Here is an 18,812-nt window from a genome sequence, read left to right on the forward strand (position 1 = left end):
AGTTTCGCACCAAAACCCGGCACTGGCCGGGTTTTGGTGTCTTTCGGTCAGCCGCTGGCAGCCGTATCGACAAACAGAGTAAGCCGCTGGCCCGGTTGCAGATAGCTGGACTTGTTGAGTTTATTCCAGCGCAGTATATCGCTTATGTTCAGGCTGAATTTTTGTGCTATGCGGTACAGAGAATCCCCGCTGCGCACATGGTAGGAAATCTTGCGGGTAGTGCGGCTGTCGCCGCCATTGCTATAGGTGACCAGGCTGCGGCCCGGGCGCAAGGTGTCGCCCGGCGCCATACTGTTCCAATTGGCGAGATCACTGACGCTGACGCGCAGAGAGCGGGAAATCTCCCAGAGGGTGTCTCCCGGGCGCACGGTATAGCTGCCCTTTTTACCCTGACTCGCTGAGCGTTGATTCCCGACCCTTCGATCCAGTGTGTAGGCAAACTGGGCACCTGGTCCTGCGGCACTGGGAATCAGCAGGGTTTTGCCCGCGCGGATATTATTGCTGCGCAGTTTGTTGGCCTCGCGAATAGCGGCTACCGTGGTTTCATATCTCCGCGCAATGGTCGAAAGGGTATCACCCCGCGCAATGTTGTAGCGCTGCCAGGTCACGCGCTGGTCCAGCGGCAGCTCGGTGAGCGCCAGTTCCATTTTCTCGCGCTTGTCTGCCGGCACCAGTAGGCGGTGGCTGCCATTGGGATCCGTAGCCCAGCGGTTATAGCCGGGGTTCAGCAGATAAAGCTCTTCCACTTCTATGTCGGCAAGCCTGGCCGCCTGGGCCATGTCTATCTGGCTGCCCACATCGACTGCGGCATAGTAGGGTTCATTGGCTATGTCATACAGCTTCACGCCATAGTATTCCGGCTTGGAGACTACTTCAGCCAGTGCCAGCAATTGCGGCACATAGCGCTGGGTTTCCCGCGGCAGCTTCAGATCCCAGAAGCCGGTACCCATATTGCGACGTGCATTGCGCTCTCTGGCCCGGCGAACCGTGCCTTCCCCGGCGTTGTACGCCGCCAGGACCAATTCCCAGTCGCCGTCGAAGCGCGCGGACAGATAGGAAAAATACTGGATGGCGGCACGGGTGGATTCGTGGACATCCCGACGCCCGTCATACCACCAGTTCTGCTGCAGCCCGAAAGAGCGTCCCGTGGCGGGAATAAACTGCCACATGCCGGAAGCGCGGGCGTGGGAGAACGCAAAGGGGTCATAGGCGCTCTCCACGATGGGCAGCAGGGCGAGCTCCATAGGCATGTTCGCCTGCTCAAGTTGCTCCACCACATGGAAAATGTAGCGTCGGGAGCGCTCGGTAACCCTGGCCATATAGCCCTCATTGCGCGCGAAATAGGCAATGTAATCCTGTACCTTGGGGTTCTCGAGATGCCGCTCCAAATGGAATTCACGGCGCAGCCGGTCCCAGATATCAACCGGGGCCGGTGCTATTTGTATCTCGGGGGGGGGATCGACCGGTTTGTCGCCCACAGCGACTAAAGGATCGTCCTGGAGAGGCTGTTCCCCGGGCGCTGTGCTTTGGTTTTGTACTTGCGCACAAGCACCCACCGCCGCTGCCAGCACGGCAACGGCTAACTTCTTTTGAACCATTCTTGTTTCCGCGACTTGTTCTTGTACTGGATTCCCGCTCAGTGACTAATCACTTTGAGTTAAAACTGAGCTCTTTTCTATAATAAATTGATTCTAAAGGCTTCTCTCGAACAAGGTCAATCCAGTTTGGGTATTTTTTGCCCAGGCGGGCCTGTCTCTCTCCGTCTAGCCCTGGGGCAGGTGGGTCAGTTGCGCCATCGGTCAAAAGTTGTCTTTCCAGCTGCGCAGCCTCGCAAATACCTCCACTTCCTCCGGTTCGGCGGCTGCGCTCTGCCCGGTGGCGCGTCGGGCTATGGCGGCGATGTGGCAGCGGAGAAAAGGGTTGGTGGCCAGCTCCTCGCCGATAGTAGAGGGGAGCGTGGGCTTGTTTTTTGCGCGGAGGTCCTCCACCTCGGCGATGCGGTCCAGGACGACTGTATTGCCGGGTTCCGCCGCCGCGGCAAAGCGCAAATTGGCCAGGGTATACTCGTGGGCACAATAGACCCGGGTCGCCGGCGGCAGCCCGCTGAGTTTGCGCAGTGACCGATACATCTGTTCCGCAGTGCCTTCGAACAGCCGGCCGCATCCCGCCGCGAATAGAGTATCGCCACAAAACAGGTGCAAGAGGGCGCCCCCGTCGGTGGGCTCTTCCAGGATCATGGCCAGATGGTCGAGAGTGTGGCCGGGCACATCTATGACGCTCAGGGGCAGCCCCATAATTTGGCAGCTGTCCCCAGTGCGCAGTGGTTTGGTGACGCCGGGGATACCATCTGGCCCATAGACCGGGCAGTGGTAGCGGGCCACCAGTTCTGCTATGCCGCCGGTGTGGTCGAAGTGATGGTGTGTGACCAAAATCCCGTTCAGGGAAGCTCCTGCCAGTGCCGACACTACCGGCTGTGCATCCCCCGGGTCGACCACCCAGTGCTCGCCGTCCCTTTCGAGATGCCAAATATAGTTGTCGCTGAAGGCCCCAATGGGTGAGATTGTCAGCATTTTATCCGCCCGCTACCCTAGTGGGGCAAAGATACCATAAGGTGGGCGCGACAAAGTGATTGCGCGCGGTCGGGGCGCGGTATTTTCGGCAACCGTGCCCCCTAAAACCAAAGCCTGTAAATTGCGGACGTTGTTCGCAGCGGCACCGGTAACGGGAGAAACTATGGCCGGCAAGTCAATTCTGGGTCCCCGCAGGGAGCCACCTTCTCTGGCACAGTCGTGTGAGCGGCTCGAACGGTGGTTTGGCAGCTGCCTTGGGGAGGAGATTCTCACACAGCAGTTGGCGCTGGCAGAGCCCGTCGTGGAGCGGCTGTTTGGCTACCATTTGCTCCAGGCGGGGGTCTCGAGCAAAGTGGACTTCGCGGCCTGTAGTCGCATCAATCACCGTTTTCGGTTGGGTAGCAGCGAGAAGCAGGGTGGCGCTGCGGTGGCGGACTTCGAGCAGCTGCCGCTGCCCAGCGAGTCGGTTGATGTGGTGATTCTGCACCATTTGCTGGATTTTTCCCCGCACCCTCATCAGCTGTTGCGGGAGGCGGCAAGAGTGATGATTCCCGGTGGGCATATGGTCCTGATCGGCTTCAACCCCTTCTCCCTGCTGGGGTTGTCCCGGCTGTTGTTTTCCAGCGGGGCTTACCAGGTCGGCAATCAGCTGCGGGCGGCGCGTGTCGCCGATTGGATGACGCTGCTGGATTTACAGGCCTGCAGTATCGAAAGGGGGTTCTTTCGCCTGCCCCTGCAGCACCGGGAACTTCTCGCCAATACCTCCTGGATGGAAGGTGTGGGGGCCCGCTGGCGCTTGCCTTGGGGGGGCTTTTACCTCATAGTCGCGCGCAAGGAAGTGGCCAGTATGCGCACCATCAGACTCGATTGGCGTAGCGAACGCAAACCGGTAATGGGCGCAGTACCCACCAGCCTGCGCGTCTCCAAGCGTGAGCGCCGGCAGTAGTCTTCTAGATTCGAGCACCCTTTCGTTACACCCAAAAAAAGTTGTTGAATTGAAACAAGTCACGATATTTACCGATGGCGCCTGCCGGGGCAATCCCGGGCCTGGCGGTTGGGGCGTTCTGTTGAAGTATGAGGACACAGAGCGGGAAATTTACGGTGGGGAGTCCTACACCACCAACAACCGTATGGAGTTGCTGGCCGCGATTGAGGCGCTCGATGCGCTCAAGCAGCGCTGCCGCGTGGATTTGCATACGGATTCGCAGTATTTGCGCCAGGGAATCACCAGCTGGATCCACAACTGGAAAAAGAACGGCTGGAAGACAGCCAGCAAGAAATCTGTCAAAAACGCGGATCTGTGGCAGCGCCTGGATCAGAGTGTCGCCGGGCATGATGTTCACTGGCACTGGGTCAAGGGGCATTCCGGACACCCCGGCAATGAGCGGGCCGACCAACTGGCGAATCGCGGCATCGAAGAGCTGGAGGGGTGAAGGTGAGACAGGTAGTCCTGGATACAGAAACCACCGGACTGGACCCGAAAACGGGACATAGGGTTATCGAGATTGGCTGTGTGGAACTGGTCAATCGAAAACTGACCGGGCGCCACTATCACCAGTACATCAACCCGGAGCGGGAGGTTGAAGATGGCGCTATCGAGGTACATGGAATTACCAATGAGTTCCTGCAGGACAAGCCCGTATTTGCCCAGATCGCCGATGAATTTATGAGCTTTTGCGAAGGCGCGGAGCTGGTGATCCACAACGCACCCTTCGATGTGGGATTTATTGACTGGGAGCTCAAATTGCTCGCCAGCCCGCGCTGGCGGCGCGTGACGGACCATTGCAGTGTCCTCGATACGCTAGCCCTGGCACGGGAAAAGCACCCCGGACAAAAAAACAGTCTGGATGCGCTGTGCAAACGCTATTTCGTCGACAACTCCCAGCGCGATCTGCACGGCGCCCTGCTCGATGCGGAAATCCTCGCCGATGTATTTTTGCTGATGACGGGGGGGCAGACGGGCCTTGCACTGACCCAGGACGGAGATATCCGCGGCGATGAGGGTGCAAGGAGCCAGGGGCCGGAGTCTGCCGCGGGCCCCGTGCGCAGACTGGCTGGCGACCGCCAGCCACTTCCGGTGGTATCGGCAACAGAGGAAGAGCTGGAGGGACATCAGACCATGTTGAATTTGCTCGAGAAAACCGCCGGCAAACACTTTTGGTAGGGGCCGTGGGCCGGGGTGTACCGCGCCCGTAGGGGTTTTCGCAGGCCTTTGAAAAGGTGTGCGTTTCCGCGGGATATACGCAGGCTTTCAAGGGCGACAATCCGGTCTATGGGGGATCATCTACCGGATTGCAGGGCAAATTAAAAAGGGCAGCATCCGCTGCCCTTTTTCTTGGTTATTAGTTAAAGCACTGATACGACACAGGTGAATGCCACGGCTGTGAGCACCAGGGTATAGGGCAGAGCCATGATCACCATGCGTCCATAGGACAGCCTGATCAGGGGTGCCAGGGCGGAGGTGAGCAGGAACAGGAAGGCCGCCTGGCCATTTGGTGTGGCGACACTGGGTAGATTGGTGCCGGTATTGATGGCGACCGCCAGCTTGTCGAAGTGTTCACGGGTGATGTCGCCCGCGGTCAGGGCCGCTTCCACTTCGTTGATATAAACCGTGGCCACGAATACGTTGTCGCTGATCATGGACAGAATACCGTTGGCGAGAAACAGCATTCCAGGCTGCTGTTGCGGTTCAAGCCCCAAGACAAAGAGGGTGACCGGTTCGAACAGGTGTTGTTCGTGAATGACGGCAACGATAGCGAAGAATACAACCAGTAGAGCGGTAAAGGGCAGCGCCTCTTCAAAGGCGTGGCCGATGCGGGCCTCCTGCACAACCCCGGTGAAGGCGGTCAGCAGGACAATAATCATCAGGCCGATGATCCCCACTTCGGCCACGTGAAAGGCCAGCGCCAGAACCAGTACCACGGCTACGATTCCCTGAGCCCACAGCTCGGCAATGTCCCTTGGGGTTCGCCGCTGTTCCTGTTCCCGATTGTATATCACCAAAACTTCGCGAACGGCGGCGGGAAGCTTGGCTCCGTAGCCGCAGATTCCCAGTTTTTCCAGCAGCCCGCAGGTGATCAGGCCGGCAATAAAGGCGGGAATAGTGACCGGCGCCATGATGGTGAAAAACGGCAAAAATTCCCAGCCTGCCTTCTCCGCGATCAACAGGTTTTGTGGTTCACCCACCAGGGTGCAGACACCACCCAGCGCTGTACCCACGGCACCGTGCATGATGAGACTGCGCAGAAATGCGCGGAACTGATCCAGGTCTTCGCGATGGTACTCCACCACATGGTCATCGGTGGAGTGGTCGTGGTCGTGATGATGATGGGGGCGGTTGCTGGCGACACGATGATAGACTGAGTAAAATCCCACCGCTACGGCAATCAGAACCGCGGTTACCGTCAGGGCGTCGAGAAATGCGGATAGAATTGCTGCCACACTGCAAAACAGCAGTGACAGCAGTGTTTTGGAACGAATATTGATTAAAATTTTGGTGAACACAAAAAGCAGCAGGCTCTTCATAAAGTAGATGCCGGCCACCATAAACATCAGCAGCAAAATCACCTTAAAATTGTCGGTGATTTCAAAATAGACAGCATCGGCTGAAGTCATCCCCATCAGCACCGCTTCAATGGCCAGCAGTCCCCCGGGTTGCAGCGGATAACACTTCAGGGCCATTGCCAGAGTGAAAATAAACTCGCCAATCAGAACCCAACCGGTGACAAAGGGCGTGCTCACATAGAGCAGCAGAGGGTTGACGATCAGGAAGAGGGCGATTACCAGCTTGTACCAGTCCGGTGCCTCGCCGAGGAAATTTTCTGTAAATGCGCGGCTGAGGCCGCTACCGGTTGCGGCCACCGCATTGTTATATGTAGTCATTCTCACTTCCTCGGTTGTTTTTCGACCCCTCTCCCGGGGCCCTGCCAAGTCGATTTCACGATGGCTGCGGCGGTCGCAGAGTTAGCATTCAGTACGCATCGCCGGTGAGCCCTCGGGCAGCAGTAGTAGCCGCATTGTGCCACGCATAGGGGGAAGCTGCCCACCTGGGAGCTTCCCGGAGTATGCCGGCGGGTAATGAACGCTACCCAGTTCCCGGGAAAATTCAAGTGCTGTGGCCATTGTCTCCATGTCAACCGCGGAATTGTCGATTACTTGGTGGAATATCTGGATATAAAGCTGGATTCTTTGTGGGTTTAGGATAGATTGCTCATACGTCGGCCAAACCTGTAAGTTTTGGTCATTTATTGTTCGTTTGTGACATTTTATTGCAGTGGTGAAGCAGTGACCCAAGCGCGAGAGATTAACCTTACCTCGGTCAGTCTGGTCAAAGACGAGTTGGCGGCTACCCTTGATGCAGCGGCGTCCCACCTGGACCAGTTTGCCGCCGACCGGGTGAATGAGCAGGCCATTGACCAGTGCCTGGCGATGTTGCGGCAAGCCGGTGGGGCACTGCAACTGGTGCAGCTGAGAGGCGGGGAGCTGTTGGCTCAGGAGATGCTGGCGGCGCTGCTCGAGGTACAGCAGGGCCGGCAGGAAGTGGTTGCAGAGCTGTTGGATAGCCTGGGCACCAGTTTTTACGTATTGTCCCGCTACCTCGAAGTCGTGCAGAGCCGGGCCGTCGCCCGCCCGGAGCTGCTGATACCCTACATCAACAATCTGCGTCTTGCGCGCGGCCACTCGCCGGTGCCCGAAAGCCACTTTTTTCATTGTCGCCTGGATGCCAATGTCCCCGGAGTCGCCTCCTCAGCGGTGATGCCGGAAGAGCTCAATTCTTTCCTGCGCCGGTTTCGCCATATGTATCAACTGGGGCTGCTGGCGCTGTTGCAGGGTAAACCCCTGAAGCCCGCCTTTACCATGATGGCGCGGGCCCTGCAGCGGGTGGCAAGCGTCTCTGCCGGCCGCCCCAACGGCAAACTCTGGGCCCTGGCCGGCGAGGCCCTGGGTGCCATGGCGGTGCGGGAAATGCGTCCCAATCGCTCCCGTATCATGGTGTTCAGTATGCTGGACCGGAGTTTGCGGGCCCTGCAGAAGCAGGGGGACAGTGCCCTGGATCAGCCGTCGCCACCGGTGCTGGTCAGGGAGTGTCTGTACTGGGTGGCCCTGGCGGGGCCCGGTGGGCAGGGTGATCAAATCCTGGAAGCCTTTGCGGTGCAGCCTCTCGGCTACAACGACGAGGAATTGGAGCGTGAAAGGGCCAGCCTGGGTGGCCCCGGGGCCACGGCGATCAATGCAGTGGCCAAGGCTCTGGAAGAGGAACTGGCCGGCGTGCGCCGCATGCTGGATGATGCCGAATCGCTTTCGGTGGTGGATGACCTGGGGGGAGACAGCGGTCTCATCGGCAGCCTGCAGCGCATTGCCGGGACCATGCAGCTGCTCAATTTCAAGCGATTGTCCGACGGTTTGCGGGCGGCTCTAATGGAATTTCGCCAGGGCGGTGATGGTGGGGGGCAGATCCCGCCGGCGGTACTGCAGCGGTTGACCGGCCAGGTGCTGCAGGTGGACAGCGCCGTTCGGGTGCTGCGCCAGAGCGCCAGTATCGACCTGGACGAGTACGGCCACGCGGATATCTCACTGCAGGGCAGCCAGCTGGCAGAAGCCGAGCAGGCGGTGCTGCGTGAAGCGGAGGCGGGCCTGTCAATGATCAAGCGCGCGCTCGCTTCCTACGCGGAATCCGAGTTTGACCACGGCCATATCCGCAATGTGCCGACCACCCTGAACACACTGCGGGGCGGTCTGCTGGCACTGGGGCTGAGTCGGGCCGCCGCCGTGGTCGAGCGGCTGATGGCTTTCGTGGAGACGGTGATGGAAAGGCGCGATGTGGCACCGGAGCTGGAGCAATCTCTGGATGTGTTTGCGGACGCCATCATCAGCCTGGAATACTATCTGGGCGAACTCAAGCTGAATCGCCAAGCGGATGTCCAGTCCCTCAATCTGGCGGTCGAGAGCCTGGCGGTACTGGGCTATCCGGTAGAGGTCGCCTGATTGGAGCCCAAATTGAACGAGGTTTTTGTCCCCGCCGCGAAAGTGCGCCCCGAGCCACCTTTTGCCCGTCATATCTTTGTGGCGGATGGATGGCTCCTGTGTCGCGACGGCGATTTTCTGCACCGGGGCAACCGGTTCCCGGGGGGTGCGATTGGCAGCAGCCACTACCTGGGTGAACTCGGCGGCGAGCCGGTGGGGGTGCACGCCCTGGCCACCCAGGCAGAAGTCCCCGGCTGCGAGTGGCGCGGGCTGCGCAATCTGCTCGGGCGTGTGGATGAGTCACTTTTTGCCCTGGCGGGACGCGCGGTTCAGGTGGTCAACTGGGACAGCGACCACCGTTTTTGTGGCCGCTGCGGTTCGCCCACGGATTATCACGCCAGTGAGCGCGCCCGCGAGTGCCCCCGCTGCCATCTCACCGCTTACCCGCGTATTTCCCCCTGTGTCATTATGCTGGTGATCAAGGGGGAGGAATGCCTGCTGGCCCGCCATACCCATCACCGCCATCGCCTCTTTACGGCTTTGGCGGGGTTCGTCGAGCCGGGTGAGAGTGCAGAACAGGCGCTGGTGCGGGAAGTCGCCGAAGAGGTATCCGTGGAAGTGGGGCCGGTGCAGTATGTCGCCAGTCAGTCCTGGCCTTTTCCCGGCCAGTTGATGCTGGGCTACCTGGCGCACTGGGCCGGCGGGGACATCCGCGTGGATGGGGAGGAGATCGCCGAGGCCGATTGGTTTCACTATCGGGCTCTGCCCGAAGTGCCGCCGGCCGAAACGCTGTCCGGGCGGCTGATAAGGACCTTTGCTGAAATTGCGGCTCGCGGGGCCGGATAACGGGAGTTCTGACACCATGTACATAGCGATTGCGCTGCTTGTTGCCATGCTGGCGCTGCTACTGGTTTTTTGGGGCGGGCGGGTGCTGGTTGGCGGCAGCTGGCTGTTTGGTTTTATTCGTGGGGCCATTGGTCTCGCCCTGTGTGGCGCCGCCTTGATGGTGGTGCTGGTGGCGGCCGATATATACAGTTATCGCAACCTCGCCAAAGAGCAGAGTGTCGGAACCCTGTCGTTTCGCGAAATTGACCCCCAGCATTTTTTGACCAAATTTGCCGATGAGGATGGGTTGATTCGGGAGGTGGAACTCAGGGGGGACCAGTGGCAGCTGGACGCGCGTATACTCAAATGGAAGGGGCCGCTGGCGCGCTGGGGAATTCAACCGGCCTACCGCCTGGACCGTATCAGTGGCCGTTATCTGACACTGCAGGATGAGCGCGTCAAACAGCGAACAGTGCACCAACTGCAGGGCAGCAACTACGGCGTTGATGTGTGGCAATTTCTGCGGCAGGTCGGTGATGGCTTGCCTTTTGTCGATACCGTATATGGCAGTGCGACCTTTGTGCCCATGCGGGACGGTGCGGTTTACGATGTGCGGATCAGCCATGCGGGTTTGTTGGCGCGGCCGCTGAACCAGCAGGCGGAGTCGGCACTGGAGGCATGGCAGTAGCAATAACGCGTTTGGCCGACGGCCAATAAATTGATTCAGAGTGGGAGTCTCAGTGGAATTTATCAGTGAATACGGCCTTTTTCTGGCCAAAGTGGTCACAATGGTAGCGGCGCTTTTGGTTGTCATTGGCTTTGTGGTTGCCAACCGCGAGCATCTGAAGGAGCGGTCCCAGGGACACATCAGGGTTTCGCATCTCAACGAACGCTATGAGGCGATGAAAGATGCACTGCTGGAAGCGGTGATGGACAAGCGGGAGTTCCACCGCGTCAAAAAGCAGCAGGCCAAGGAGCACAAAGCCGCGGCCAAGGCGTTACAGGACAAGCACAAGGCCAGGCGTAAGCAAAAGCCGGCGCAATCGGTGCGGCGCGCGGACCTCGAAAGTACCGACACCCCGGTGCCGGAGCAGGGCGAGGCTGACGCCGAGGCCGGTGACCACCACACACCGGCGAAAGCCGGGGACAGGGGTGACGAAGACGCCAGTCGGGTATTCGTCGCCCATTTCGATGGCGACATCAAAGCCAGCGCACTGTCCCAGTTGCGCGAGGAGATCACTGGCATTCTTCAGGTGGCTGAACCCGCCGACGAGGTGGTTGTTTGTCTGCAAAGTCCCGGTGGCATGGTTGCGAATTACGGGCTGGCCGCCAGCCAGTTGGCGCGAGTGCGCAGTGCGGGAATCAAGCTGACCATCGCCGTCGACACAGTGGCTGCCAGTGGCGGTTATATGATGGCCTGCGTGGCAGACCGTATCATTGCTGCGCCCTTCGCCATGCTTGGGTCCATTGGTGTACTGGCGCAGCTGCCGAACTTTCACCGCCTGCTCAAACGCCACGACGTAGATTTTGAATTGTTCACTGCGGGTGAGTACAAGCGCACTGTCACCATGTTTGGAGAAAACACCGAGGAGGGGCGTGAGAAATTCCAGAGCGATCTGGAAGACATCCATGTGCTGTTTCAGCATTTTGTTGCGGAGTACAGGCCGCAACTGGATGTGGCCAGCGTTGCCACCGGAGAGGTCTGGTTTGGCCAGCGGGCGCTGGAGCTGGGACTGGTCGACGAGCTGAAGACTTCGGATGAATACCTCACCGGCAGGGCCCGCGATGCTGAGTTGTACCTGGTGGAGTACAAGGAAAGGAGAAATATTGCCAAGAAAATGGGCCTGGCGGTGCAAACCGGGGTGGAGGCTGCGCTTGTACGCCTCTTCTCACGCCTGGCCGCTTGGCGCCACCAGGCCCAATAGGTGGCCCGATGATGGGGTAAAGGCCAGTACAAGGCCGGCCTAAGTCACTGTCTCGGGTACTGCCGTCAGCCGGCAAAAGCTGGTGCGCTAGTATTGTTACGGAAGCGATCCAAGAGAAACTAAAAAGACCGCCGTATTGCGGGCGCGCCAATCGGGATAGGGTTGGGAGGAACGGAGGCCAATCAGTATGAAAACAGGATTTCGTGCGATTCTGGTGGAGGAAGTGGCCCCCGGTAAGTTTGACCAGCGGTTGGTTGAGCGCCAGGTACAGGAATTGCCCGACTATCCTTTGCTGGTGGCGGTGTCCCATTCGTCGCTGAACTTCAAAGACGCCCTGTCGGCATATGGTAATCGCGCCGTGACCCGGCATTACCCCCACACCCCGGGCATCGATGCCGCAGGTACCTTGATCAGCGATTCGAGCGGGGTTTTTGCGGCGGGTGACAAAATCCTGGTCACAGGATATGACCTGGGAATGAATACGCCCGGGGGGCACAGTGAATGCATCTGTATCCCTTCGGATTGGGCTCTGCCGCTGCCGGACGGCTTGAGCCTGCGGGAGGCCATGATTCTCGGCACTGCCGGCCTGACCGCTGGCCTGTGCGTGGAAAAGCTGCTGGAGGCCGGTGCCAAACCCGGGGATGGCGAGGTGCTGGTGACCGGTGCCACCGGTGGCGTTGGTTCTATCGCCGTGGCGCTGTTGGCCCATCTGGGATTTCGGGTCGCGGCGGTGACAGGTAAATTGGAGTCAACCCAGTATCTGACTGCGCTGGGGGCGCAGAAAGTCCTCGACCGGGAAACCCTTGCCCCCTTTGCCAGCAAGGCGATAGCAAAGCCACTGTGGGCCTGGGCGGTGGATACCGTCGGTGGGGAAACACTTTTCAATGTGGTGAAATCCCTGGCCTACGGGGGCGGCGTGGCGGCCTGTGGCATGGCGGCCGGGGCCCAGTTCCAGGCCAATGTATTCCCGTTTATCCTGAGGGGCATCAGCCTCCTTGGGGTGGAGAGTGTGGAGCTGCCGCTGGCGAAAAAAAGCGCCGTGTGGCAGCGCCTCGCGGGCGACTGGTATATCGGCAGACAGCTGGACCTGATCGCCGAAGACATCTCGCTGGAGCAGGTACCGGAGTTTCTCGCGCGATTGCATCGGGGGCACGGCATCGGCCGCTATGTGGTGGATATGTCCCTGGCCTGTCCGGAGCGCGAACCGCTAGTGTCCAGGCTGACGGCTGAGTCATGATTTTGTGCCGGCGACCCTGTTATGATAGTGGGCCCGGAGGGGGGCGACGGCACCGCGGAGTGCCCCCTGCGAGTGGGGCTGTTACTCTGATGCAAGCCGGTACTGGTTGGATAAATTGACCGCTAATAGAGAGATACCCAAGCTGACCCACAAGTCCAGTGCTCTGGTGCTGTCCGGGGGCGGTGCCCGCGCTGCCTATCAGGCTGGGGTACTGAAGGCGCTGGCGGAGCTGACACCGGCGGAAAGCCCCAATCCATTCCAGATTATCTGCGGCACCTCCGCGGGTGCCGTAAACGCGCTGTTACTGGCTTCCCATAGGGGTACTTTTCGCGAGGCAGTGGAGCGCCTGTGTGCGCTCTGGGCGGAATTGACCGTAGAGCAGATCTACAACAGCAGCTGGCGCAGCCTGCTGGGCAATATGCTGTCGATTTCCCGCTCGCTGTTCAACCAGGGGGTAGCGCGACGCAAGCCGCTGGCGCTGTTGGACAACCAGCCGTTGCGGCAGTTGATCGACGAAGCGATTGATTTTGGCAGCCTGCGGCAGAATATTGAACAGGGGCGTCTGCGCGCTGTCTGTGTCAATGCCATGTCCTATAGCGCCGGGGAATCCGTCAGTTTTTTTCAGGGGATGGAAGACCTGTGCGAGTGGCGTCGCTTCCGCCGTTACGGTACCCGTACGATATTGACCGCGGACCACCTGATGGCCTCCACCGCCATACCCACGCTCTTCCCCACAGTTAGGATTGGCAACGATTATTTTGGGGACGGAGCTGTGCGCCAATTGGCTCCGATCAGTCCGGCCCTGCATCTGGGCGCCAGCCGGGTGTTCGTCGTGGGGGTGTCCAGCAACCGGTCGCCAGTGCACTGGGGCAAGCGTCGTTCAATGACACCGAGACATTCGCCGTCAATGGCGCAGATAGCCGGACAGCTGTTCAATGCGGCATTTATCGACAGTCTCGAAGGGGATCTGGAACACCTGGACAGGGTCAACCATTTGCTCGACGCTGTGCCAGGGGATGAGCTGTTGCAGCTGGCGCCACTGCGCCCGGTGGAGTCCGCGGTTATAGAGCCCTCTCAGAGCCTGGACCGGTTGGCGGGGCGCAAGGTGCGTTATCTGCCATCGGCGCTGCGCTGGCTGTTCCGTGCCACCGGCGCCACTACTTCGGGCGGAGGTGCTTCGGCAGCCAGTTACCTGTTGTTCGAAAAGCCGTTTCTGGGCGAGCTGATGGAATTGGGATACCAGGATGCCATGTGGGAGCAGGCGAAATTGCGGGATTTTCTGCAGCCGGAAACTGCAGAGCCGGAAACGGAACAGAGAGGCTTTTTTGGCCGTAAAGTAAAACCGGAGGCGGAAACAGGCGATGGTAAGACCCAAGCGTAGAAGTTCGATCCTGGCGGGTGCCATGCTTTCGACAGGCCTGCTGCTCGCCGCCTGCAGCAGTAACCCACTGCGCACTGCGACCGGGGCCGAACAGAGTCCCGCCGCACCGGTTCATGTGAGCGAGTACCACCGTTTGCTGTCGGAGGCGCAGAGGCTTTCGTTTACTCTGAACTTCGATCAGCTGCGTCGGGCGTACGCCCAGTCCACAGAATACAACCCCTATGGGGGTGTAAGGCTGGAGGGGTTGCCGGAGGCCTATAAGGCGGTGGAGGATGGCGATTATGATGCCTGCCTCAATTATGTGGACCAGGTGCTGTCCGGCAACTTTATGAGTTTGGAAGCGCATATGATCGGCGTGGTCTGTAGCGGCCGCGCTGCGGATCTGCAGCGCGAGGACAGGCATCGCTATATGGTCGACGGCCTTATGGGTTCCATTGAAGCCAGTGGTGATGGCAGGAGTGAGAACAGCGCCTACCGAACCATCACCACCTCCGAGCTGCGGGGTTTCGTGCGCCTTAAAGGGCTCCAGGTGCTCGACCGTTCCATCGTCTACGACCAGTACGGCATCTACGACAAGATGCAGGTGCGGGACCCCGAGTCCGGTGAGGAGTATGCGCTCTTCTTCGACGTCACTGAGCAGTTGGCTTACAGTACAGGTGATGTCCAGCGTTAGTTTCCCCCCGTTGAAAAATCCTTTCCCGGCTTTCCTCAACCCAGGTTTGCGGCGCATGTCCGCAAACCCTCCACGATAAATCGAGCCGTTACACGCTTGACTTGTGACTCGAATATCTCTGTTCGGGACAACAGCCTGTAGATTATGCTCCGGTTTGATTCTCCATCGCCTATCTCAGGTGCCGGGATAGGGCCTGCCAGTCAAAACGACGGATTTTTCGATCACTGAATAGGATTTCCACCCTTTGGTCCTCCCATTTGAGTACCCGCCCGTGACCGAGTTTGTGGTGGCGGATGCCTTCCCCAGGGGCCGGACGCCGTTGAGCCGGGGGGGGAGCATGAATGCCGGGGCTGTAGTCGCAGGCGTCCAGGTAGCGCAGTACCAGGGATGTGACCGGATGCGGGCTGTGCAGCTGCCGGGGGCGGGAGCGCAGGCCCTCTTCAATGAGTCCGCAGAGTGGCAGATGCATTTCCTCGATAAACGGTGAAGGTCGCTCCCGCCCGTCGCTCTCTTGTGCTTTGAGCGTCGGTGCCAGCAGGTATAACTGGCAGCGGGCACGGGTCATGGCCACGTACATCAATCGCCGCTCGCTTTCCACCTTGGTCGGGGTGGATAAATCCCTTTGCGGCAGATACGGCATATTGTGTTGTGTCAGTGAAGGAATAATTACCTGATCCCACTCGAGGCCTTTGGCCTGGTGCATGGTGGTGATCAGCACGGCATCAGTGCTGGTCTGAACCCCGTCCAAATGCTGTTGCTGCAATTCCTGCAGGTGTGCCAGGGCATCTGCCGGTGATTGCCTGAGACCGTCCAGGTAGCACTGGAAAGCCAGTGCTGTTTGCCGCCGCTCTTCCCCCTGCTGACGGGTAAAACTGTCGGCGGCAATACCATTCAGGTAGTCCAGTTCACCCATATGGCGTCGCAGCAGTTCCCCGGCAAGGCCGCGCCACTGTTCTATTTCCGTCAGCAGCCGTGCCCGCTGGCGCAGCCGTTTCGCCTGCGCCCGGCTGAGACTTTTGGGCAGCGAACCCATAAGATGCCGGCCCCAGTCCTCGTCGAGGTGGGCCAGCTGGGCACACAGGGGTTCGAGGATTTTTTTGGCGATCCGCGTATGCGGCGCGGTGAGCCACTCGTAGAGACCCTGCTGGCGGCGTTGGGGCGCTAGTTGGGTGAAGCGGCCTGAGGCGATGTTGAGGCTCCAGAACAGGGCGCGCAATTCGCGGCGGGACAATACGGTGTTGCGGTTCGCCGAGCGATAGGGAATGCCCCCGGCGAGCAGCGCCAGTTCGATAGGTGCGGCGACCGACCAGAGACGCACGAGAATCGCGACCGATGACAATGGCAAACCCTTTTTTTGCCGCCGTCTCAAATGATCCGTCAGCCAGGCCACCTCCCGGTCTGTGCCCACCAGTTCGATGTTTGTACTCGTCTCGTCACTGGCGGAAACACAGAGAATATCCGCGCGTTCGCGATTGTTCTGGATAAAGTGATTTGCGGCCAGTGACAGGCTGTGGCCATAGCGAAAAGTCCGGCTCAAGTGATAGATGTTTGACGGTGGGAAATCCCCATCGAAATGCCGGAGCAGATAGGCAGGTTTGGAGCCGCGCCATTCGTAGATTGTCTGATCGGGGTCGCCGATGGCGATCACATTAGCGGATTTTCCGTGCAGTACGCGCAACAGGAAGTGCTGTACTTCGTTGATGTCCTGATATTCGTCTACCAGGATGTCCTGGTAGAAGCCGCCGTATTGTTCGGCAATATCGGGACATAAGCTGAGCAGGAGGGCGGGGTCGTAGATCAGGTCCGCATAGGTTACCGCCCTCTGGCTGTGACGCCACTGCTCAAAAGCGCGAAAGACTTTGAGAAAATACAGGTGTTCATCCCCGAGCCCCAGCTCCTGAAATGCACTGAGATCGCCGCTCAGCATGGTCTTGGTGTAGTCGATAAACCATTCCGCCGCTTCCATTTCCGCCTGTTTACGGGCGCGGATATCGTCCAGTTCCGCGGGCGGAGCACACTGTTCGATGGCCTTCCAGATCTGCAGCTGGACCGAAGACTGGGACAGGGGGGTGAGGTTCGCCTGTGCAATCTGCCCTCTGGCGATCATGCGCCGGTAGAGGCGGTACCCGAGGCTGTGGAAGGTCTGCACCGCCGGTACCGGGCCGTCGATCAGTTGTCCCAGGCGCTGCTCGAAATCCTCCCGTGCACTGCGGTTGTACATCAGCACCAGCATGTGTTTGGCGGCGGTGCCTTTCCCCAGTCGGTTTTTTACATAGTGCAGCAGAGCGGTGGTTTTACCTGAACCGGCAACGGCAATGATTTTGGCGTGGCCACCGGGATGATTTGCGATCGCCTGCTGTTCTTCTGTCAGGTGGGAGGAAGACATGGTCTTTGTCGGCCAAATACTGGATATTTTGCCAGTATCCGATGGCTGCGTACAGGGGGCGGCTCAGGTTTGGCCCGCCTGCGGTTCCTGTTGCGTATCCTGGCGCAGTGCCAGTTCAGCGATGTAGGTGGACAGGAAAATCCGCCCCGTCAGTTGGCCCAGCAATTTTGAGCGGCTCAGGCGGTCCAGTACCGGCCCTTTGACCTCGGACAGATGCAGGCAAATATTGCGGCTTTTAAGGTCGCGGTTTACCTGGAACAGGCGCTCCAGGGCGGTTCCGTCAATGCGGTTCACCGAGGACAGAATCAATACCAGATGGCGTATGTCCGGATGGCGTTTCAGCTCACTCAGCAACCGGTCCTCCACTGCACTGATATTGCTGAAGAACAGGCTTTCGTCTATGCGCAGAAAAAGAATCTGCGGCCGGGTTTCCACCGTATGGCGCAGCACATTGCGAAAATGCTCTGTACCGGAAACCCGTCCCACTACAGCGATATGGGGTCGGCTGCTGCGCCAGACTAGGGTGGCGAATGACAGGGCGATACCCAGGCCTATGCCCGCCTCCACACCAAACATCAGTACACCCAGAAAAGTGCCCGCCATGGCCGAGCCATCGGCGTGATCGTAACGCCAGTTGTGCACAAAACCTTTAACATCGATCAGGTTGGCCGCCGTCACAATGATAGTGGCGGCCAGGACACATAGCGGCAGCTGCTCGAAGAGTCCGGTCAAAAACAAGAGGACAAGCACCATCAGCAGGGCTGCCATCACGCCGCTTAGCGGGGTGTGGGCACCGCCTTCGTCGTTAATGGCGGTGCGGGCGAAACTGCCGGTTACGGCAAATGCCCCGGAAAAGGCGCTGGCGAGATTGGCCGCGCCCAGGCCGAAGAGTTCCGCGTTCGGATCCAGCCGCTCACCGCGCCTCTGCGCGATGGCGTGGGCAACCGACAGGCTCTCTGCGAAACCCAGTAGCGCGATAATCAGTGCCGGAAGCAAAAGCTGGTAGGTCAGCCCCCAGTTAATGGCCGGCAGTCCCAACTTGGGCAGCCCGGCGGGAATACTGCCGACAACTTCGAGATGTTCATCCCAGTGCAGAAAGTAGGCCAGCGTTATGGCCAGCAGCAACACCAGCATGGGCGCAACGCGGGCCAGCAGCTTCGCGCCTGACTCGTTGAGACCCAGGCGCCGTGCCAGTCGCGCCAGGCCGAGGCGGGCGCAGATCAGCATTGCCACCGCCGTCACACCCACTGTGGCGGTGAAGGGGTTAATCGTCTCCAAGTCGCTTATGGTGACTGAAATCAATTGCACAAGGGTGTTGCCGGAACTCTCCACCCCGAGCAGCGGACCCACCTGGCCGAGGATGATCAGGGTGGCGGCCCCGGAGACAAAACCGTTGATCACGGGGTGGCTGAGGAGATTGGACAGGGCGCCCAGCCGCAATAGCCCCATAGCCAGCAGAAAAACACCGCTGAGCGCCGCCAATAGGATAGTGCCCTCGACATACGCATCGGTGCCGGGCGGGGCGATTGGGGATACTGCCGAGGCGGTCATCAGGGCCAGTACCGCCACGGGTCCCACGGAAAGCACGCTGCTGGTGCCAAACAGCGCATAGCCAATCAGCGGAAAGAGACCCGCATAGAGACCGATATGCGGTGGCAGGCCGGCCAGGGTTCCGTAGGCCAGAGCCTGTGGAACCAGCATCATGGTTGCGATCAGCGCGGCAGTGGCATCGCCGGGCAGCCACTGTCGCCGATAGCTTTTTAACCATTTGGGTAGTAGATAGGTCGCCCGTATCTCTGCCATAGATCCCTGGGATACTTGCTCAAGGTATTTACCCGACCGTCAAAAAGA

Annotated in this window: 15 protein-coding genes; 10 read left to right on the forward strand and 5 right to left on the reverse strand. The window is 59.5% G+C overall.

Annotated elements, in window-relative coordinates; translation table 11 throughout:
- Window positions 1–47: 47 nt before the first annotated feature.
- Together ABVT36_RS05045 and gloB are read right to left on the reverse strand one after the other, a co-directional pair.
- The gene (locus ABVT36_RS05045; RefSeq protein WP_368455559.1) at window positions 48–1,598 is read right to left on the reverse strand and encodes a LysM peptidoglycan-binding domain-containing protein; all 1,551 of its coding nucleotides are present in this window, start codon (window positions 1,596–1,598) and stop codon (window positions 48–50) included.
- Between the two features lie 201 nt (window positions 1,599–1,799).
- Complete coding sequence (gene gloB, locus ABVT36_RS05050) at window positions 1,800–2,570, reverse strand: hydroxyacylglutathione hydrolase (protein WP_368455560.1); 771 nt, start codon at window positions 2,568–2,570, stop codon at window positions 1,800–1,802.
- 163 nt (window positions 2,571–2,733) lie between these two features.
- Between gloB and ABVT36_RS05055 the strand changes: the two genes are divergently transcribed.
- Genes ABVT36_RS05055 through dnaQ form a run of 3 tightly spaced genes read left to right on the forward strand, consistent with a single transcriptional unit; the run spans window position 2,734 to window position 4,734 of the window.
- The gene (locus tag ABVT36_RS05055) at window positions 2,734–3,516 is read left to right on the forward strand and encodes a class I SAM-dependent methyltransferase (protein WP_368455561.1); all 783 of its coding nucleotides are present in this window, start codon (window positions 2,734–2,736) and stop codon (window positions 3,514–3,516) included.
- A gap of 49 nt (window positions 3,517–3,565) precedes the next feature.
- Complete coding sequence (gene rnhA, locus ABVT36_RS05060; RefSeq protein ID WP_368455562.1) at window positions 3,566–4,003, forward strand: ribonuclease HI; 438 nt, start codon at window positions 3,566–3,568, stop codon at window positions 4,001–4,003.
- Window positions 4,004–4,005: 2 nt separating this feature from the next.
- On the forward strand, window positions 4,006–4,734 hold the full coding sequence (gene dnaQ / locus ABVT36_RS05065; protein WP_368455563.1) for a DNA polymerase III subunit epsilon: 729 nt from the start codon (window positions 4,006–4,008) through the stop codon (window positions 4,732–4,734).
- A gap of 182 nt (window positions 4,735–4,916) precedes the next feature.
- On the opposite strand, the gene nhaB is transcribed toward dnaQ, so the two are convergent.
- Window positions 4,917–6,452 (reverse strand): sodium/proton antiporter NhaB, encoded by a 1,536-nt coding sequence (gene nhaB / locus ABVT36_RS05070; RefSeq protein WP_368455564.1) that lies wholly within the window; start codon window positions 6,450–6,452, stop codon window positions 4,917–4,919.
- 402 nt (window positions 6,453–6,854) lie between these two features.
- Between nhaB and ABVT36_RS05075 the strand changes: the two genes are divergently transcribed.
- The 7 genes from ABVT36_RS05075 to ABVT36_RS05105 all read left to right on the forward strand — a co-directional run bounded on the left by ABVT36_RS05075 (window position 6,855) and on the right by ABVT36_RS05105 (window position 14,575).
- On the forward strand, window positions 6,855–8,555 hold the full coding sequence (locus ABVT36_RS05075; RefSeq protein ID WP_368455565.1) for a hypothetical protein: 1,701 nt from the start codon (window positions 6,855–6,857) through the stop codon (window positions 8,553–8,555).
- Between the two features lie 12 nt (window positions 8,556–8,567).
- Window positions 8,568–9,380, forward strand: coding sequence for an NAD(+) diphosphatase (gene nudC, locus ABVT36_RS05080; RefSeq protein WP_368455566.1), 813 nt, complete (start codon window positions 8,568–8,570; stop codon window positions 9,378–9,380).
- Window positions 9,381–9,396: 16 nt separating this feature from the next.
- Window positions 9,397–10,047, forward strand: coding sequence for a cation/multidrug efflux pump (locus ABVT36_RS05085; protein ID WP_368455567.1), 651 nt, complete (start codon window positions 9,397–9,399; stop codon window positions 10,045–10,047).
- A 52-nt stretch (window positions 10,048–10,099) separates the two neighbouring features.
- The gene (gene sohB, locus ABVT36_RS05090) at window positions 10,100–11,284 is read left to right on the forward strand and encodes a protease SohB (RefSeq protein WP_368455568.1); all 1,185 of its coding nucleotides are present in this window, start codon (window positions 10,100–10,102) and stop codon (window positions 11,282–11,284) included.
- A 187-nt stretch (window positions 11,285–11,471) separates the two neighbouring features.
- Window positions 11,472–12,521, forward strand: coding sequence for a YhdH/YhfP family quinone oxidoreductase (locus tag ABVT36_RS05095; RefSeq protein WP_368455569.1), 1,050 nt, complete (start codon window positions 11,472–11,474; stop codon window positions 12,519–12,521).
- 115 nt (window positions 12,522–12,636) lie between these two features.
- Window positions 12,637–13,902, forward strand: coding sequence for a patatin-like phospholipase family protein (locus ABVT36_RS05100; RefSeq protein ID WP_368455570.1), 1,266 nt, complete (start codon window positions 12,637–12,639; stop codon window positions 13,900–13,902).
- On the forward strand, window positions 13,883–14,575 hold the full coding sequence (locus ABVT36_RS05105; RefSeq protein ID WP_368455571.1) for a DUF4919 domain-containing protein: 693 nt from the start codon (window positions 13,883–13,885) through the stop codon (window positions 14,573–14,575). Before ABVT36_RS05100 ends, ABVT36_RS05105 begins: the two co-directional genes overlap by 20 nt.
- 169 nt (window positions 14,576–14,744) lie before the next feature.
- Here the strand turns inward: ABVT36_RS05105 and ABVT36_RS05110 are convergent, their stop codons facing one another.
- Together ABVT36_RS05110 and ABVT36_RS05115 are read right to left on the reverse strand one after the other, a co-directional pair.
- Window positions 14,745–16,961, reverse strand: a complete 2,217-nt coding sequence (locus ABVT36_RS05110) for an ATP-dependent helicase (RefSeq protein WP_368455572.1) — start codon at window positions 16,959–16,961, stop codon at window positions 14,745–14,747.
- 63 nt (window positions 16,962–17,024) lie between these two features.
- Window positions 17,025–18,764 (reverse strand): SulP family inorganic anion transporter, encoded by a 1,740-nt coding sequence (locus ABVT36_RS05115; protein ID WP_368455573.1) that lies wholly within the window; start codon window positions 18,762–18,764, stop codon window positions 17,025–17,027.
- Window positions 18,765–18,812: the final 48 nt, after the last annotated feature.

The organism is Microbulbifer sp. TYP-18 (assembly GCF_040932045.1).
Taxonomy (GTDB): domain Bacteria; phylum Pseudomonadota; class Gammaproteobacteria; order Pseudomonadales; family Cellvibrionaceae; genus Microbulbifer.

Excerpts from the sequence above, each read along its gene's own strand:
- ABVT36_RS05045 (WP_368455559.1), bottom strand. The coding sequence starts at position 1,598 with ATGGTTCAAAAGAAGTTAGCCGTTGCCGTGCTGGCAGCGGCGGTGGGT.
- gloB (WP_368455560.1), bottom strand. The coding sequence starts at position 2,570 with ATGCTGACAATCTCACCCATTGGGGCCTTCAGCGACAACTATATTTGG.
- ABVT36_RS05055 (WP_368455561.1), top strand. The coding sequence starts at position 2,734 with ATGGCCGGCAAGTCAATTCTGGGTCCCCGCAGGGAGCCACCTTCTCTG.
- nhaB (WP_368455564.1), bottom strand. The coding sequence starts at position 6,452 with ATGACTACATATAACAATGCGGTGGCCGCAACCGGTAGCGGCCTCAGC.
- ABVT36_RS05085 (WP_368455567.1), top strand. The coding sequence starts at position 9,397 with ATGTACATAGCGATTGCGCTGCTTGTTGCCATGCTGGCGCTGCTACTG.
- ABVT36_RS05095 (WP_368455569.1), top strand. The coding sequence starts at position 11,472 with ATGAAAACAGGATTTCGTGCGATTCTGGTGGAGGAAGTGGCCCCCGGT.
- ABVT36_RS05105 (WP_368455571.1), top strand. The coding sequence starts at position 13,883 with ATGGTAAGACCCAAGCGTAGAAGTTCGATCCTGGCGGGTGCCATGCTT.
- ABVT36_RS05110 (WP_368455572.1), bottom strand. The coding sequence starts at position 16,961 with ATGTCTTCCTCCCACCTGACAGAAGAACAGCAGGCGATCGCAAATCAT.
- ABVT36_RS05115 (WP_368455573.1), bottom strand. The coding sequence starts at position 18,764 with ATGGCAGAGATACGGGCGACCTATCTACTACCCAAATGGTTAAAAAGC.